We start from the raw sequence: 16,834 nt of genomic DNA, 5'->3' as shown, positions 1-16,834 counted from the left end.
GTCAGGGTTACCAGGTGAAATCCTTGGCGTTGTCGGCGGTCACCAGGGTCACATCGATCGGCACTTCACTGGGGGACTCTTCACCGCGGTACTTTTTCACGGCCAGCGCCAGCGCTTCGGTGACCATGGTGGCCGGGTGCTGGGCGGCGATCGCGATCAGCGGCGAGTTGGGATGGGCCAGTGCCTTGACCGCTTCCGGGTTGCCGTCAACGCTTGCCAGTTTCACATCCATGCCGGAGGACTGGATGGCGACCAGCGCGCCGAGCGAGCCCACGTCGTTGACGCTGAAGATGCCGGCCAGATCCGGATGGGCCTGCAGCATGTTCTCGGTGACGTTCATGGCGGTGGAGCGCTCCTGGTGGCCGTTTTGCTTGTCGACCACTTCGATACCCTCGAACTCACCCAGTGCCTTCTGACAGCCCTCGACCCGCTCCAGAATGGGCACGACCGGGATGCCGTCCAGAATGGCGACCTTGCCTTCGCCGCCAAGCTGCTCGCCCATGTAGTGACAGGATTGATAGCCGGCATCGAAGTTTTTCGAGCCCACGAAGCCATCGACCGGTCCTTCGGCCTGGGCATCGACCGCCACGACCGGGACTCCGGCATCATGGGCGGAAAGCACCGCCGACTGAATGCCCACCGAGTCGGTCGGGTTGAGCAGCAGGATATCGACCCCGCGCTGAAGCATGTCCTCGACGTCATTGATCTGCTTGGCGATGTCGTGGCGAGCGTCGGTGAACACAAGGCTGGCGCCCATGTCGTTGACCGCTTCCTGCAGCGCACGCTGCATGGTCACGAAGTAGACGTTGTTGAGCTCCTGAAAGGACATGCCGATGACAAGCTCATCGTCGGGCTTGTCGCCGGTCTCGGCGGCCTGAACGGCAGGTACGGCAAGCACGGCGCTGACAAGTGCGGCGCCCAGAAGGCCTTTGGCGTGCGACATCGTGATAGGCATGGCATCTTCCCCGACAGATCATGACGGCATGGCCCGTGCCATGCGCGGTGGATAACGCGCGCGGGCCCTGTTGTCATGCAGTCGTGGGCTAACGCGCCAATGTTAACGTTGTCATTGGCCATTTAGCGGGGTTTTGCACACACTGGCAATTCACCTTTGGGTGATTGGACCAAGGTCGGCAGGGCAGGTCATTCACACTGTGGCAGGGTAGCGTCACGCCATTATCAGGAACCGTCATGAGCGCCTATTACCTGGGAATCGATGTGGGGTCGGCAAGCGTCAGGGCCGGCGTGTTTGATGAGGGCGGGCGCTGCCTGGCACAGGCGGCGCGCGAGATTGCGCAGTACCGTCCGCGCCCCGGCTTTGTCGAGCAGTCCAGCGACAATATCTGGTCGCAGTGCGTGGCGGCGGTGCGCGCGGCCGTGAGCGAGGCAGACATCCCCGGGGAGGCGGTGCGGGCGATCGGCTTTGACGCCACCTGTTCGCTGGTGGCGCTGGGAGAGCAGGGCGGGCCGGTGTCGGTCTCCCCGGACAACGACGATGACCATAACATCGTCATGTGGATGGACCATCGCGCCATCGAGGAAGCCGACGAGATCGCCGCCACCGGGCATCCGGCGCTGGACTACATCGGCGGTCAGGTCAGTCCGGAACTGGAGCTGCCCAAGCTTTTATGGCTCAACCGTCACCGGCCGGATCAGTTCGAGCGGGCCGCGCTCTTTCTCGATCTGGCCGATTTCATGGTGGCGCGCGCCATCGGCGATCTGGACGGCGCCCATGAGCCGGAGCGCAGCGTGTGTACTCAGGTGTGCAAGTGGCTCTATCTAGCCCACGAAGGGCGCTGGCCCGAAGACCTGCTTGAACGCCTGGGGCTGGATGAGCTGATGTCGCGCCCGGCGATGCAGGGCGCCATTCGCGCGCCTAGTTCCCGGGCCGGCACGCTCTCAAGTGAGGCGGCCGAGGCGATGGGCTTGTCAGAGGAGACAGTGGTGGCCACCGGGCTGATCGACGCCCACGCCGGGGCGCTGGGCATGCTGGGGGAAGACCCGGAGGGCAGCCTGGCGGTGATTGCCGGAACGTCGGCCTGTCATATCGCCTTCTCTCATGAGCCCTGCTTTGTGCCGGGCGTCTGGGGACCCTACTGGGGCGCGGTGCTGCCGGATGGCTGGATCAACGAGGGCGGGCAGAGCGCGGTCGGCGCGCTGATCGATCACGTCATTGCCGACAGCGGCGCGGGTGAGGCGCTGATGAGCGAGGCCGAGCGCGCCGAGGTCAGTCATTTCGAGCTGCTCAACCGCCGGCTGGACGCGCTGGAGGAAGACAGTCGCGACGAGCTGACCCGGCATCTGCACCTGCTGGACTACCACCACGGCAATCGCTCGCCGCTGGCGGATGCCTCGCTCAAGGGCATGGTCAGTGGGCTGGATCTGGGCCGGGACATCGATGGGCTGGCGGTGCGCTATCTGGCCACGCTTCAGGCGGTGAGTCTGGGCACGCGCCATATTGTCGAGACACTCAATGCCCACGGCCATGCCATCAAGCGGCTGCGCCTGTGCGGCGGGGCGCTCAAGAACGCGCGCTGGCTGAAGGAGTTAAGCGATGCCACCGGGCTTGTGATCGAGCTGCCCGAGGAGCGCGAGACGGTGCTGCTGGGCAGCGCCATGCTGGCGGCCACCGCCTGCGGTGATCAGGCCGGGCTGCGCGAGGCGGCCGCGGCCATGAGCGCCACGGCGCAAACCATTTCGCCGGATGCCACGCGCGCCGGGTTTTTTGATGCCAAGTACCGCGTCTATCGCCGGATGCATGAAGATCAGCTGCGCTATCGCGAACTCATGGACGAACGCGCGGATTGATGCAGGGCGCTGTCAGGTGGCGGCCGGTGCGTTGCCGGAGAGCACCTTGCGCAGGAAGCTGCGGGTGCGCTCGTCCTTCGGATTGGTGAAAAGCTCCGACGGCGGCGCCTGTTCGACGATGCGCCCGCCGTCCATGAACACCACCTGATCGGCCACTTCACGGGCAAACTGCATCTCATGGGTGACCACGATCATGGTCTGCTGCTCGGCGGCGAGCTGCTTCATCAGCGCCAGCACTTCTTCGACCCACTCCGGATCAAGCGCCGAGGTCGGCTCGTCAAACAGGATCACCTCGGCCTTCGCCGCCATGGCGCGGCCGATGCCGATGCGCTGCTGCTGACCGCCGGAGAGCGCCGCCGGGTAGGCCTCGGCCTTGTCGACCAGGCCGATGCGCTCGAGAATCTCGCGGGCGCGAGCGTGCGCCTCGTTTTTTGAAAGCCCTTCCACCACGATCATGCGCTCGGCGATGTTTTCCAGCGCCGTTTTGTGGGCAAAGAGGGCATAGTTCTGAAACACGAACGCCGTGCGCCGACGCAGGCCCAGGATGTCGTCCTTGCCGGGGCGGGCGGCGTCCACGTGCAGATCGCCCACCGTGAGCTCTCCGGCGTCGGGGCGCTCAAGAAAGTTGATGCAGCGCAAAAGCGTGGACTTGCCGGTACCCGACGGGCCGATGACCACGATGATTTCGCCGCGCTCCAGTGACAGGTCGATCCCGTCGAGCACGGTGTGTTCGCCAAAGCGCTTGGTAATGCCCTTGAGTGCAATCATCGCTGGTAGGCCCGGTTGAGACGTTTTTCCAGCCGCTTCTGACACCAGGACAGCGCCTCGACCACGATCCAGTAGATCACCGCGACGACCAGAAAGGCCTCGAAGTAGAGAAAGCTGCTGGCGGCTTCCTTCTGGGTGGCGCCCATCAGCTCGGTCACGCCCAGCGTGAAGGCCAGCGAGGTCGACTTGATCATGTCGATGAAGTAGTTCATCAGCGTGGGCGTGGCCACCCGTGTTGCCTGAGGCAGGATGATGCGGCGCATGGTCTGGGCATTGGTCATGCCGATCGACTGGGCCGCCTCGGTCTGGCTGCGATCAATGCCCGTGATCGCGGCGCGAATCGATTCGGCCATGTAGGCCGAAAAGTGCAGCGTCAGCCCCATGATGGTGGCCGTGACGCCGTTGATGGAGACCAGAAAGGCGAGAAACTGCGGCAGCCCGTAATAGAACAAAAAAAGCTGTACCAACAGCGGGGTGCCACGGAAAAACGAGATGAAAAGCTTCGCGGCCTGATCCAGCACCGGCAGACGCGAGACGCGAATGACGGCCAGACCGCAGGCCAGTATCAGGGCGCAGACCATGCCGGCGGCGGCCATGCCCAGCGTCAGCGGGAGATAGCCCAGAAGGACGGGCACCAGCCCGGCCATGTAATCAAGGTTGAGTGCTTGCATGGCGATGCGCTTTAAAACGAGCGGCCCGCGTTAACAGCCCACGAGACGCAAAGGGAGTGGAAAACAAAACGCCCCGGACATGCCGGGGCCATATGGGCAGAGCATAGCGTTGATCAGGTGTCGCTGCCGGTCTTTTCCGACCCTTGCGCCTGCGGTTCTTCGGTGATGTCGCTGTCAAACCACTTCTCTGAGATGGCCTTGAGTTCGCCGCTGTCACGCAGGGTGGTCAGCGCCTGATTGACGCGGTCGCGCTGGGCGCGGCCTTGCTCGTTGTCACGAAACGGCAGGGCGTTTTCGATTCTGGAAAAGGGCTGGCCGGCGAGCTGCAGCGGCAGCGGCTTGTCCTTGATGACCTGAGCGGCGCTGGTGCGGTCCATCACAAACGCATCGGCCCGGCCCAGCGCGACATCCTGCTCGATGTTGGACTCATAGGTCTTGAGGTTGATCTCATCGGCGTAGGGCAGCTCCTCGAGCAGCGTTTCATAGTTCGAGCCCAGGTTCATGATGACCGTCTTGCCCTTGAGATCCTCGACGCCATGAATGTCGTCGTTGCCCTTTCTCACTACCACTTGCGCGCCGTCGTAGACATAGGGCGCGGAGAAGGCGTACTTGGCCTGACGCTCCGGCGTGATGGTGATCTGGTTGGCGATGGTGTCGATTCGACCGGAGTCCAGCATGCCGGCCAGACCCGAGAAGCTGGCGGTCACAAACTGGATGTCGTCACCGGTCTGTTCGCCGATGGCGTTCATGACATCAACCTCAAAGCCCTGAAGCTTGTCACGCTCGACAAAGGTGAAGGGGTAGTAGCCGCCGGACATGCCCACCCGCAGGGTGTCGGCCTGAGCGGCTGTCGCCGCGCCCAGCAGGGTGGTCAGCCCCAGTGAAGTAAGGGCCAGCGTACGCGCCAGGGTCCTGAAAGCCGTCATGTGCCTCTCCTGATAGAAGGATGCGCCCGCAGGCGCTGAATACGTCAAGCGTACCCCAACCTTCCTTAAAGGAATAAGAAAAAGTTTTTATATGCGAAGGGGTTTTTAGCTATCGGCACAGAACCGGCGCCGTGGCCGGGGCATGTCACTATCGAACGGTGGCGCTTTTAAAGGGAAAACGTCCCGGGCATCGGTGATGACGACAGGACGAGCAGCAGGGGGCGGGTCAGAATGAGGCCAGGCTGGGGTCAGCTTCGTTGTCGAGCTGATTGGCCAGCACCACTTCGATGAAGTCCGCGATGATGTCCTGCACCTTGTCCTGGGTGAGATCGCCACATGAAATCCAGGACTCGCCCTGCTCTTCATGACGGTGATGTCTCATGTAGCTTCGATCGATGCGCAGGCCGTCATGATCGGGGTCATGGCTGATGCGCAGATGATTGAAGTTGGTAAAGCCGCGTTTCATGGTGACGTGCTGAACCGGCAGCAGATGAAACTCGACCGAATCGATCTCGCGGGTATTCGATTCATCCTGGCAGTGGACATGAATCTCGCTGGCGTAATGGTTGCCGGAGGCGATATCGCGTGCCCACTCCATGGCGGGAATCAGAATGCGCTGGGCAATTTCGTCAAAGCCTGCCGGCTCGTCAGGATCGGCCTCATTGACCTGCTCCTGAGCGGGATGGGGGCGCAGGGGGTTATGGCCGCCGACCTGCTGCTCATAGTGTTTGAATACACGATTCAGGTCTTTCATGTGCCTCTGCCTTCAGTGCACCGCCTGGGCGGTTGGAATGTCTGATAAAGAAGTGAGGTGTGTATGCCGGGGTGAACGGTTCAAAAGCATCAGGAAAGAATGCCTGAAGCCCTTTTAATGGCGCGGGGCGTTGTCGCCAGGGAGACGTTCAGGCATTGATATCACGCTTTGAGGCGAGAGGCTACCTTCAATATCCTCGCCATTCCTTAACTCAGGTTATCAATCTGTGCAGCCTTCAAACCCCATAAAGCGTTGCGAACCAGCGAGATGGGTTGGAAGCAATATTTCATGATTTGCTAATTCTGGTGCCGCGAAAAGCCGGGGTATTGACGCCCTTTTTCAACTATCAAAAAAGATGGTGATGACGTCATCGAGATGCACGGCCATGGCACGTCGGGCGCGTTCTGCGTTTTGCTGGCGCAGGGCATTGAGAATGCGAAGATGCTGCTCGCGCGAGCGGGTCTTCATGTCAGTGGTGAGGTAAAGGTCCTGCAGGCGACGAAACATGACGCCGTACTGATGGCCGAGAATATGGCGAATGAGCAGGGCATAGGCCGGGTTGCCGCTGGCCTGGGCGATGCGGACATGAAAGAGGCGGTCACCGGTGTGGTTGGCCGTATAGGGGATGCCCTGGTGGCGCTCGTCGACTTCGGCGTCGTTGTCGGCCACGTGGCGCTCGTAGGCCTCCTCGATGCCGGCCAGTATCTCCGGCGTCATGTTGGCCGCCGCCAGTGCCGCCGCTTCGGGCTCGACCAGACGTCGCGCCTCCAAAAGGGCGTAGGGCGGAATCTCTTCATTGTCCTGGGTGGCAAACTCCTGCTCGAGCTCCGGGTCCAGCGACCAGGGGTGCTGCTGGGCGGCCGTATGCAGAATGGACTGCCCGCCGCGCGGGACCAGCGCCCCGACCAGCACGCCGTGCCCGACCCGAACCTCCACCTGACCGATGACCTCCAGGGCGATCAGGGCTTCGCGCACGGAGGCCCGGCTGACGCCCAGCGTCTGGGCCAGCTCGCGCTCCGGCGGCAGCAGGCTGCCCGGTGGAAATTCGCCGGACTCGATAAGGTCATGCAGTTGATCGGCAATCTGGCGATACAGGCGCGCATTGCGAATGGTCTTGAGTGGCATCGACGGTCAGTCATCCAGCAGCGAAAGGCATGGGCGCAGAATAGTAGGGCACAGCGCTGCGACCAATGGTTAAAGGTCAGTCCATTGGTTATTTTGCTCTAATCATCGGGTCGTGTCATCCGCGCCGCGGACGACGGGTGTTCAAGGATCATGTGCCATGACTACGAACGAAATGGCCTCTTCAGGGCGACTGAGGGGCAGAACGGTACTGGTCACGGCAGCCGGCCAGGGCATCGGTCGCGCCGCAGCGCAGCGTCTGCTGGATGAAGGCGCCCGCGTGATTGCCACCGATCGGGACGTCTCGCTTTTGGCCGATAACGGTGCCATGACATCGCGCCGGCTGGACGTGCTCGATCGTGATGCCATCCGCGCCTTGGCCGCCGAGGTGGGCCCGATCGATGTGCTCTTTAACTGTGCCGGCATCGTGCATCACGGCAGCGTGCTGGCGTGCGATGACGATGACTGGCAAAGGGCCATGGCGCTCAACGTCACGGCCATGTTTCACACCATTCAGGCCTTTTTGCCCGCCATGCTGGCCAACGGCGGCGGCAGTATCATCAACATGGCCTCGCTGGCCTCCAGCGTGAAGGGTGTGGCCGATCGCTGCGCCTATGGCACCACCAAGGCCGCCGTCATCGGCCTGACCAAATCGGTGGCGGCGGACTATATGACCCAAAACGTTCGCTGTAACGCCATCTGTCCGGGCACCGTGGACTCGCCCTCCCTGCACGCGCGCATCGAAGCGCAGGCCCGCGCCAGAGGTGTTGACGCTTCCACCGTGCTGGCCGAATTCGTGGCGCGCCAGCCCATGGGCCGGCTGGGGCGCGTTGAGGAGGTGGCGGCGCTGGTGGCCTGGCTTGCCAGCGATGAGGCTGCCTTTATTACCGGCACCACCCAGATGATCGACGGCGGCTGGTCCAACTGAGCCAGGCCTGCCCGGTATGACTTCACCATGGAGAACGGCATGAAACTATTGCGCTTTGGGCCGAAAGGCTCTGAAAAACCGGGCATCGTGGCCCCTGATGGCAGCCTGCGGGACCTGTCCGGCCATGTGGATGACATTGCCGGCGAAGCCCTCTCGACGGATCAGCTCGACAGGCTGTCACGACTGGACGCGGACACCCTGCCGGTCGTGGAATCCGGCGCGCGCATCGGCCCCTGCGTGGGGCGGGTGGGCAAGTTCATCTGTATCGGATTGAACTACGCCGATCACGCCGCCGAAACCGGCGCCGAGCTGCCCACCGAGCCCGTGGTGTTCAGCAAGTGGACCAGCGCGATCTGCGGACCCAATGATGACGTCGAGATCCCGCGTGATTCACAAAGCACCGACTGGGAGGTCGAGCTGGGCGTGGTGATCGGCACGCCCGGGCGTTACATCGATGAGGCCGATGCCATGAGCCATGTGGCCGGCTACTGCGTCGTCAACGATGTCTCCGAGCGCGAGTTCCAGCTCTCCCGCGGTGGCACCTGGGACAAGGGCAAGGGCTGCGATACTTTCGGCCCGCTCGGCCCCTGGCTGGTCACGCCCGATGAGATTCCCGATCCCGGCAATCTTGCCATGTGGCTGGAAGTGGACGGCCACCGCTATCAGAATGGTTCGACCAATACCATGGTGTTTGGCGTGGCCCATCTGGTGGCCTATCTCAGCCGCTTCATGAGCCTGCAGGCCGGGGATGTCATCTCGACCGGCACCCCGCCCGGTGTGGGCATGGGGCAAAATCCGAAGGTCTATCTGCGCCCGGGGCAGACCATGCGACTGGGCATTGAGGGCCTGGGCGAACAGACCCAGCGCACCGTGCAGGCCTGACGCCGCGCTTAAAACGGGTCCTGACAGACGGCGCTTCCTTTTCCGGAAGCGCCTTTTTTATGCCACCCCCACCGGGCAGCCGCCCGCCTCACGCGGGCTTTTTGTACGCCCGGTTCCACGACCTTTATGCCTTCGTCTTATAGCCTATCGATGAATTGAGTTCCGAACCGACCGGCTTATGATCGGTTTAAAGGTCAGGCCATTAATCGTGTGGCGCTGGCATCGCTCTGGAATCATCGGGAGAAGGACATGCAGGTACTGGTCTGTGCGGCACCAGGAGAGATGACGCTCGAGGAGACCGATACGCCGCAGTGCGGGCCGGGTCAGGCGCTTTTGCGTATCCACTGCGTGGGGATCTGCGGTACCGATATCCACGCCTACGGCGGCCGCCAGCCCTATTTCAGCTATCCGCGGGTGCTGGGCCATGAACTCTCCGGCGAGGTGGTGGCCACCGGTGACGACGGGGACGCCGCGCTGGTCGGTCAGCGCGCCTACGTCATCCCCTATCTGCACTGCGGTAAGTGCAACGCCTGTCAGCGCGGGCGCACCAACTGCTGCCAGAGCCTTGAAGTCATCGGCGTGCACCGCGATGGCGGCATGGCGGAGTACCTGGTGGTCCCCATCACGCATCTGGTGACCTCCGAGACCCTGTCGTTTGAACAGCTCGCGCTGGTCGAGTGTCTGGCCATCGGTGCTCACGCCATACGGCGCAGCCGGCTGGAAACGGGCGAGCGGGTCGTGGTGGCCGGTGCCGGCCCGATCGGCATGGGCGTGGCGCAGCTGGCAAGGGCGCAGGGCGCGCAGGTGATGGTGCTGGACAACCACGACGGGCGACTGGCGTTTTGCCGCGACAGCCTGGGGGTGGAGACCTTCAATGTCACAGAGGGCGACAGCGTCGAGGCCATCACCGCGTTCTCCGAGGGGGCCATGGCCGATGTGGTGTTCGATGCCACCGGCAATCCACAGGCCATGAACCGCGGCTTTGATTTCGCCGGCCACGGCGGGCGCTACGTGCTGGTCAGCGTGGTGCGCGCCGACATCACCTTCAACGACCCGGACTTTCACAAGCGCGAGCTGACCCTTTTGGGCAGTCGCAACGCCACGCGGGAAGACTTCGACATGGTGACCGGCCTGATGGAGGCCGGAAAGCTCCATGAGCGCGCCATGATCACCCACCGGGCGCCTCTGACCGATATGCCGACCGTCATGGCGCAGTGGTGCGAGCCGTCCACCGGCGTGATCAAGGGCATGGTGCGCCTGGTCGACGACGCCGGGACCGATACTCGAACGCCGGAGGCCCTCAATGAGTGATGTTATCGCCACCCAGAACCTTCGCCGTACGATCAGGATTCACCGTCTGGACAATGTCAGCGTCGCCCTCGTTGATCTGCCCGCAGGGGCGGAGGTCGAGGCAGGGGACGCGGTCGTGACCCTGGCCGAGCCTATCGCGCGCAAGCACAAGTTCACCCATCAGGCGCTGGCCGTGGGGGATCTGGTGATCATGTATGGCGTCACGGTCGGGCGCGCCACGCAGGCCATTGCCGCCGGCGGGCGCATCGGGACCGACAACGTGGAACACGTGACCGACAGCGACCAGAGCGAGACGCGACGTACCGACTGGCAGGCGCCGGACGTCACCGCCTTTGAAGGGCGCACCTTTGACGGCTTTCATCGCGGCGACGGCAGCGTGGGCACGGCCAACTACTGGCTGGTGGTGCCGCTGGTGTTCTGTGAAAACCGCAATATCGAAGTGCTGCGGACCTGCATCAACGATGCGCTGGGCAACGACCCGCACCGTCGCTACAAGCGCATGGCCCGGTCGCTGTTAAAAGGCGAGCCCCTGACTGAGGACAACGTCGATGAGACGGTCATGGACACGCCCTTTCCCAATGTCGACGGGGTGCGCTTTCTGACCCACTCGCTGGGCTGCGGCGGCACGCGCGAGGACGCCAAAGCGCTGTGTCAGCTGCTGGCGGGCTACATCTGTCATCCCAACGTGGCCGGCGCCACGGTGCTGAGCCTGGGCTGTCAAAACGCCGAGGCCTCGCTGCTGCAGGAGGCCATCGCTGCACGCGACCCCAGCGCCACGCGTCCCGTCCATTTTTTCGAGCAGCAGGCGCTGGGCGATGAACAGACCCTGATGCGCGAGACGCTGAGCGCCATCTTTGACGGCCTGCGCGAGGCCAACGAACTCACCCGCCAGCCCGCGCCCGTCTCGAAACTGGTGCTGGGTGTGGAGTGCGGCGGCTCGGACGGCTTCTCGGGCATTTCGGCCAACCCGCTGGTGGGGGGAGTGATGGACCGGCTGGTGGCGCTGGGCGGCTCGGGCATTCTCAGTGAATTCCCCGAGCTGTGCGGCGTGGAGCATGAGCTGGCGGCGCGCTGTACCAGCGACGAACTCGCCGCTCGGTTTCGCGAGTTGATGAGTGCCTACCAGCGACACGCCGGCGCCGTGGGGGCGGATTTCTCCATGAATCCCTCGCCCGGCAACATCCGCGACGGCCTGATCACCGATGCCATGAAATCGGCCGGGGCGGCGCGCAAGGGCGGCGACAGCCCCATCGTTGACGTGCTCGATTACACCGAGCCGGTCACCCGCCCGGGCCTGAGCCTTCTGTGCACCCCCGGCAACGATGTGGAATCCACCACCGCGATGGCCGGCTCCGGCGCCAACCTGATGCTCTTTACTACCGGCCTGGGCACGCCCACCGGCAACCCGGTTACCCCGGTGCTCAAGATTGCCAGCAACAGCGACCTGGCCCGACGCATGTTTGATGCCATCGACTTTGATGCCGGCCCGATCGTGGAAGGCACCTCGTCCATTGATGCCCTGGCCGATGCGCTGCTGGAGCGCTGCATCGAGACCGCCTCGGGGCGCTATCAAAGCTGCGCCTCCCGGCTGGATCAGCAGGACTTCATTCCCTGGAAGCGAGGGGTTTCCCTGTGATCACCGCTAACGATATGGACGGCGTCGATGTGTCTGGCATTGATGTGGCCAGTGCCGACATCCTCCAGTTCGGCACCAGCCGCTTTCTGCTGGCGCATGTGGATGCCTTTGTCAGCGCCTCGCTGGCGGCCGGCCACACGCACAAGCGCATCGTGCTGGTACAGTCCTCGCCGCGCCCGGCCGGGCGCGAGAAGGCCCACGCCCTGATGCGCCAGCCCGTCTATCCGCTGCGAATCCGTGGTCGCCTTGATGGCCACGACATCGATGAGACCCACCAGATCGACGCGCTGGCCGGCTGTCTGATTGCCGACGAGCAGTGGGCAACGCTGGAAAAGCTTTTTGTCGAGCACATCACGCACGTGGTCTCCAACACCGCCGACCGCGGCTATGAAGTGCCCGATGGCGACAGCCCGCTCGAGACGCTGCCGCGCAGCTTTCCCTGTCGGCTCTTGAAGCTGTTGCGTGCGCGCTTCGCCGCGGGTGGCCCGGGCGTCACGCTAATGCCGTGCGAGCTGATCAGCGACAACGGCCAGGTGCTGCGCCGGCTGATACTCGATCTGGCCGGGGCGCATTACGCCGATGACGACTTTGTGCGCTGGCTGGACACGCGCTGTGTCTGGGTGGACACCCTGGTGGATCGCATTGTCTCCGAGGCCATCGAGCCGGTCGGGGCGGTGGCCGAGCCCTATGCGCTGTGGGCGGTGCGCCGCACGCCGGGGCTGGAGATGCCCTGTCAGCATCCGGATGTGCACCTGGTCGACGAGATCGAGCCGTTTGAAAAGCAAAAGCTTCACATCCTCAATCTCTCACACACCTTTCTGGTACATCAGTGGCAGTCGCTGGCCCTGACCGATGAGATCACGTTCGTGCGCGAGGCCATCACCGATTCTCGCCTGCGCGCGCCGCTCGAGGCACTGCTGGCAGAGGTGATGCCGCTGTTGTCGCGCGCCTGGCCGGCGCTGGACCCGGCGGCGTATTGCGCCACCACCTTCGAGCGGTTTGAAAACCCCTTTCTGGACCATCGGCTGGCGGACATCGCCGACAACCACGCCGCCAAATGCCAGCGCCGCGTGATCCCGCTGCTGGCCCTGGCCGAGCATCACAACATGAATATTCCGCTGCTGCGCGCCTGGGCCGCGGAGATCGACGGCCGCCGGTAACCGCCTGCGCCTTCACCGATAAGGAGTCAGCATCATGCGTCATTTTATTCTGGGCTGTGTCGCAACGCTTGGCGTGGCCTCGCTGGGTATGAGTGCCTCGGCACTGGCGGCCACCGATATTCGCGTCGCCTACGGCAACCAGCCGGGCGAGCCGATCGATGTCGCCGTGAAACAGTGGGCCGAGTGGGTCAAGGAAGAGAGCAACGGCGAGCTGGTACTGCAGCCGTTCCCGGCCAGTCAGCTGGGTTCGGAAACCGAGGTCATGGAGCAGGCGCGCTTTGGCTCGGCGCTGATCGGCATCAACGCCTACAGCAACTTCATGGACTCGGTGCCGGATCTGAGCGTGCTGGACGCGCCCTATCTCTCCGAGACCTTTGACGACAAGCTCAAGGTCTTTGAATCCGACTGGTTTGCCGAGCAGAACCAGAAGCTCAACGCCCAGGGCTATCGCATCGTGGTGCCCAACGTGATCTACGGCGAGCGTCAGCTGCTCTCCGACAATGCCGTGCAAACGCCGGATGATCTGAAGGGCGTGAAGGTGCGGGTGCAGAACTCGCCCATGTATGTGGCCGCCGTTCGCGCCATGGGCGCCATCCCCACGCCGATGTCGCTGGGCGATGTCTACCCGGCGCTGGCCCAGGGGATGGTGTCCGGCGTCGAAAACCCGCCGTCGGTTCTCTTTGGCGGCAAGTTCTATGAGGTGGTCAAGGAGCTCAACCTGACCCGCCACATGCAGACCGTCACCCCGTTCGTGACCGGTGAAGCCTTCTGGCAAAAGCTGAGTGACGAAGAGCGCCGCATTCTGACCGAGACCGGCCAGCGCTTTGCCGAATACGCCAGCGAGCTGGTGATGGCGCAAAACGACAAGGATATCGAGCGCATGAAAGAGGCCGGCGTGCAGGTCAACGAGATCGACATCGCGCCTTTCCAGGCGCGTGCCCGTCAGGAGATTCCGGAAGCCTTCCCGCAGTGGTCGCCGGGGCTCTACAAGCAGATCAGCGACATCATCAATGGCTGAACCCGTACCGGGGGCCTGTCATGACGGGCGCCCGGGCACGTCTGATCACGACAATCGCATCGCATACAGGCCCCGGGCGCACGACGGCTCCGGGGCGGGAGAGAGATGATGAAGACCGTCATGGCCGGGCTGGATCGTCTGATGCATCTGGATGAAGTGTTCGGCAGCCTTGCGCTGTTTGCCCTGTTCCTGATCGCGCTGGCCAACGCTTTGATGCGCTACTTCCTCAACGCGCCGCTGGCCTGGGCGGAGGAAGTGCTGCAGCTGCTGCTGGTGTGGGCCACCTTTCTGGGCGCCAGCGCCCTGGTGCGACGTAACGAGCACGTTTTGATCGATTTGTTCGGCGAGCGCCTGCCAAAGCCGCTCGAGCGCTGGCGTGAGCGGATATTCAACGTCGTCATGATCATGATTGCCGCTGGCGTCATGCTCTACTGGGGGCTTGAGCTTTTGCCCTTTGCGGCCTTTCGCAGTACGCCGATGCTCCAGATTCCGTATTTCTGGGTGTATCTCGTTATTCCATTGAGTGCCGTCATGATGCTTTATCACGGCGCGCGTCGGCTGTTTTCGCGATAGGAGAGCGACGCTTATGGCAGTTCTTGCAGCTCTTGGCGCCCTTCTGGTGCTGTTTTTCATGGGCACCCCGGTGGCCTTCGCTCTGTTTCTCTCGACGTTTTTGTATTTTTTGATTGGTGCCGAACAGCCGCTGGTGCTGCTGATTCAGCGCCTGGCCGGCGGGCTTGAGTCGGTGTCGCTGCTGGCCATTCCCTTTTTCATCATGGCCGGCGTGTTCATGAACTACTCCGGCATTACCACGCGGCTTTTGAACCTGGCCGAGCTGTGTACCCGGCGCTTTCACGGCGGGCTGGCCCAGTCCAACGTGCTGCTGAGTACCTTCATGGGCGGGCTTTCCGGCTCCAACATTGCCGATGCCGCCATGAACGCCAAGCTGCTGGTGCCGCAGATGAACGCGCGCGGCTACCCCACACCCTTTTCGGCGGCCATTACCGCGGCGTCATCGCTGATTACCTCGACCATTCCGCCCGGCATCGCGCTGATCATCTACGGCTACGTCAATAACGTCTCGATCGGGCGGCTGTTCATGGCAGGCGTGGTGCCGGGGATCGGTATGGCCCTGGCGATGATGGTGATGGTGTCGATCATGTGCCGGCGCCGGGGCTATCAGCCGCCGCAGCGCGAGAAGGTCTCGCGTCATGAATGGATCAGCGTGACCCGCGCCGGGCTGATCGCGCTGGCACTGCCGGTGCTGGTCATCGGCGGGATTCGCATCGGGGTCTTCACGCCGACCGAAGCCGGCGCCATGGCGGTGGCCTATGCGTTGATCGTTGGGGTGTTCGTCTATCGCGAGCTGCGCCCGACCACCATTGCGCTGGCCACGCGCGAGTCGCTGCTCTCGGCGGTGAACGTGTTGTTCATTATCTGCGTGGCCTCCGGTTTTGCCCGGTTTCTGACCTGGGAGCAGGTGCCGCAGACGATCACGACCTTTTTATCGGCCGAAGTGGGCAGCGCGATCGCCTTTTTGCTGCTGGCCAATCTGATTTTGCTGGTGCTGGGCATGTTTCTGGAGGGCAATGCCATTTTGATCGTGCTGTCACCGCTGCTGGCCCCGGTGGCCGCGCAGTTCGGGATCGACCCGGTGCACTTTGGCATCATTTTCATTTTCAACGCCGCGATCGGCACCATCACGCCACCGCTGGGAACGGTGATGTTCACCACCGCCAGCATCACGGGCGTGAAACTGCCCGACTTTATCCGGGCGGTGGTGCCGTTCTGGCTGCTGCTGGTGGCGATGCTGCTGCTGGTGACGTTTATCCCGGCGCTGTCGCTGACGCTGCCGGCGATGGTGTTCTGATGCCGACAGGGCCGCGCGGATGGGCCGGCCGCGCGATCTGTCAGCCCTTTTTCAGCGGCCAGTCGTAATCGAGCCAGTGCTGGAGCTGCTCATCGAACGTGCCGCTCTCCTTGAGCTGGCGCAGCCACTGATCGACAAAAAGCTTGAGGTCCATGTCCTTTGGCAGCAGCACCGCCTTTTCGGAGAAGTTGAACGGCTGGTCGGGATGAATGGCGCACAGCTCGGGATGCAGATTGGCCTGCAGGCGGGTTTCGATGGCGTCGGTCATCATCAGATCCGCCTTGCCCTGCACGATCTGATCGAAAATGGTGACGTTGTCGTCGTGGTCAACAATCGTGGCCCGTTGCAGATGGTCACGGGCAAAGCGCTCGTTGGTGCCGCCGGGATTGACGATGACGCGAACGCCGGGCCGGTCGATCTGCTCAAGGGTCTGGTAGTCGTCCTGATGGTCACAAAGCGCGATGGGTGTTTTGCCATCGCGCTGGTAGGGCGCGGAAAACCAGGCGCTTTTCTGGCGGTCAGGATTGACCGAAATGCCGCTCATGGCGAGATCAAAACGATGGTCGTGAAAGTCCTGCATCAGCGTGGGCCAGCTGGTCGGCACCAGTTCGAGCTCGACGCCCAGCGTTCGAGCAAGATCAGCCGCCATGTCCGGGTCGAGGCCGATGAAGCGATCGTCTTTGGCACGATAGCTGAAGGGCTTGTAGTCCCCGGTGGTACCTACTCTGAGCGTGCCGCGCTCGATGATCCGGTCGAGTGCCGATGGATTCTCGGCACTGGCGGCTTCAGCGTGCGGCGACAGGCACACGCTCAGCATCAGGGTCAGGGAGACGATCCAGAGCAGGGTTGCGATCAGAGCAGAAGAGAGACGGCGCGCCGGCAGGTGGCGGGCATGGGTGCGCAGCAGTCGAACCATGAGATGTTCCATCGCAGATGAATCCGGGCATGGCACCGGACAGACGGTGTGTGGCCGGCGGGTG

Annotated in this window: 16 protein-coding genes; 9 read left to right on the top strand and 7 right to left on the bottom strand. The window is 63.2% G+C overall.

Annotated features, from left to right (window positions below; translation table 11 throughout):
- Window positions 1-7: 7 nt before the first annotated feature.
- Window positions 8-955 carry an ABC transporter substrate-binding protein gene (locus ACXMYO_RS12075; RefSeq protein ID WP_457808906.1) on the bottom strand — a complete coding sequence of 316 codons (948 nt, stop codon included), beginning with the start codon at window positions 953-955 and terminating at the stop codon, window positions 8-10.
- A 236-nt stretch (window positions 956-1,191) separates the two neighbouring features.
- On the opposite strand from ACXMYO_RS12075, the gene ACXMYO_RS12070 reads away from it, so the two are divergent.
- A complete protein-coding gene (locus tag ACXMYO_RS12070; protein WP_457808905.1) occupies window positions 1,192-2,808 on the top strand; it encodes an FGGY-family carbohydrate kinase in 1,617 nt (538 codons plus the stop codon).
- 12 nt (window positions 2,809-2,820) lie between these two features.
- Here ACXMYO_RS12070 and ACXMYO_RS12065 read toward each other — a convergent pair whose 3' ends face one another.
- The 5 genes from ACXMYO_RS12065 to ACXMYO_RS12045 all read right to left on the bottom strand — a co-directional run bounded on the left by ACXMYO_RS12065 (window position 2,821) and on the right by ACXMYO_RS12045 (window position 7,052).
- Complete coding sequence (locus ACXMYO_RS12065; RefSeq protein WP_457808904.1) at window positions 2,821-3,576, bottom strand: amino acid ABC transporter ATP-binding protein; 756 nt, start codon at window positions 3,574-3,576, stop codon at window positions 2,821-2,823.
- Window positions 3,573-4,247 (bottom strand): amino acid ABC transporter permease, encoded by a 675-nt coding sequence (locus ACXMYO_RS12060; RefSeq protein WP_115855167.1) that lies wholly within the window; start codon window positions 4,245-4,247, stop codon window positions 3,573-3,575. The genes ACXMYO_RS12065 and ACXMYO_RS12060 overlap by 4 nt, the downstream gene beginning before the upstream one ends.
- A 113-nt stretch (window positions 4,248-4,360) precedes the next feature.
- Window positions 4,361-5,173: an amino acid ABC transporter substrate-binding protein gene (locus ACXMYO_RS12055; protein WP_457808903.1), complete on the bottom strand. Its 813-nt coding sequence runs from the start codon at window positions 5,171-5,173 to the stop codon at window positions 4,361-4,363.
- Window positions 5,174-5,399: 226 nt separating this feature from the next.
- Window positions 5,400-5,927, bottom strand: a complete 528-nt coding sequence (locus tag ACXMYO_RS12050; RefSeq protein ID WP_438764967.1) for a hypothetical protein — start codon at window positions 5,925-5,927, stop codon at window positions 5,400-5,402.
- A gap of 339 nt (window positions 5,928-6,266) precedes the next feature.
- Window positions 6,267-7,052, bottom strand: coding sequence for an FCD domain-containing protein (locus tag ACXMYO_RS12045; RefSeq protein WP_438764966.1), 786 nt, complete (start codon window positions 7,050-7,052; stop codon window positions 6,267-6,269).
- Between the two features lie 157 nt (window positions 7,053-7,209).
- On the opposite strand from ACXMYO_RS12045, the gene ACXMYO_RS12040 reads away from it, so the two are divergent.
- From ACXMYO_RS12040 to ACXMYO_RS12005, 8 genes are all read left to right on the top strand, one after another.
- Window positions 7,210-7,977 carry an SDR family oxidoreductase gene (locus tag ACXMYO_RS12040; RefSeq protein ID WP_457808902.1) on the top strand — a complete coding sequence of 256 codons (768 nt, stop codon included), beginning with the start codon at window positions 7,210-7,212 and terminating at the stop codon, window positions 7,975-7,977.
- Window positions 7,978-8,016: 39 nt separating this feature from the next.
- Window positions 8,017-8,859, top strand: coding sequence for a fumarylacetoacetate hydrolase family protein (locus ACXMYO_RS12035; protein ID WP_438764964.1), 843 nt, complete (start codon window positions 8,017-8,019; stop codon window positions 8,857-8,859).
- 249 nt (window positions 8,860-9,108) lie between these two features.
- Entirely contained in the window at window positions 9,109-10,170 is a 1,062-nt protein-coding gene (locus ACXMYO_RS12030) for a zinc-binding alcohol dehydrogenase family protein (protein WP_457808901.1), read from the top strand.
- Window positions 10,163-11,806, top strand: a complete 1,644-nt coding sequence (locus tag ACXMYO_RS12025) for a UxaA family hydrolase (protein ID WP_457808900.1) — start codon at window positions 10,163-10,165, stop codon at window positions 11,804-11,806. The genes ACXMYO_RS12030 and ACXMYO_RS12025 overlap by 8 nt, the downstream gene beginning before the upstream one ends.
- A gap of 29 nt (window positions 11,807-11,835) precedes the next feature.
- On the top strand, window positions 11,836-12,966 hold the full coding sequence (locus tag ACXMYO_RS12020; RefSeq protein ID WP_457808899.1) for a mannitol dehydrogenase family protein: 1,131 nt from the start codon (window positions 11,836-11,838) through the stop codon (window positions 12,964-12,966).
- Window positions 12,967-13,000: 34 nt separating this feature from the next.
- Window positions 13,001-13,984 carry a C4-dicarboxylate TRAP transporter substrate-binding protein gene (locus tag ACXMYO_RS12015; RefSeq protein WP_457808898.1) on the top strand — a complete coding sequence of 328 codons (984 nt, stop codon included), beginning with the start codon at window positions 13,001-13,003 and terminating at the stop codon, window positions 13,982-13,984.
- A 105-nt stretch (window positions 13,985-14,089) separates the two neighbouring features.
- Window positions 14,090-14,557 (top strand): TRAP transporter small permease subunit, encoded by a 468-nt coding sequence (locus ACXMYO_RS12010; RefSeq protein WP_438764957.1) that lies wholly within the window; start codon window positions 14,090-14,092, stop codon window positions 14,555-14,557.
- Between the two features lie 13 nt (window positions 14,558-14,570).
- A complete protein-coding gene (locus ACXMYO_RS12005; protein ID WP_457808897.1) occupies window positions 14,571-15,854 on the top strand; it encodes a TRAP transporter large permease in 1,284 nt (427 codons plus the stop codon).
- Window positions 15,855-15,894: 40 nt separating this feature from the next.
- Here the strand turns inward: ACXMYO_RS12005 and ACXMYO_RS12000 are convergent, their stop codons facing one another.
- Window positions 15,895-16,770 carry a transporter substrate-binding domain-containing protein gene (locus ACXMYO_RS12000; RefSeq protein WP_457808896.1) on the bottom strand — a complete coding sequence of 292 codons (876 nt, stop codon included), beginning with the start codon at window positions 16,768-16,770 and terminating at the stop codon, window positions 15,895-15,897.
- Window positions 16,771-16,834 lie beyond the last annotated feature (64 nt).

The sequence above is a fragment of the Kushneria sp. EE4 genome (assembly GCF_977968315.1).
The sequence above is the reverse complement of the archived record's forward strand: the minus strand, read 5'-3'. Positions and strand labels throughout refer to the sequence as shown.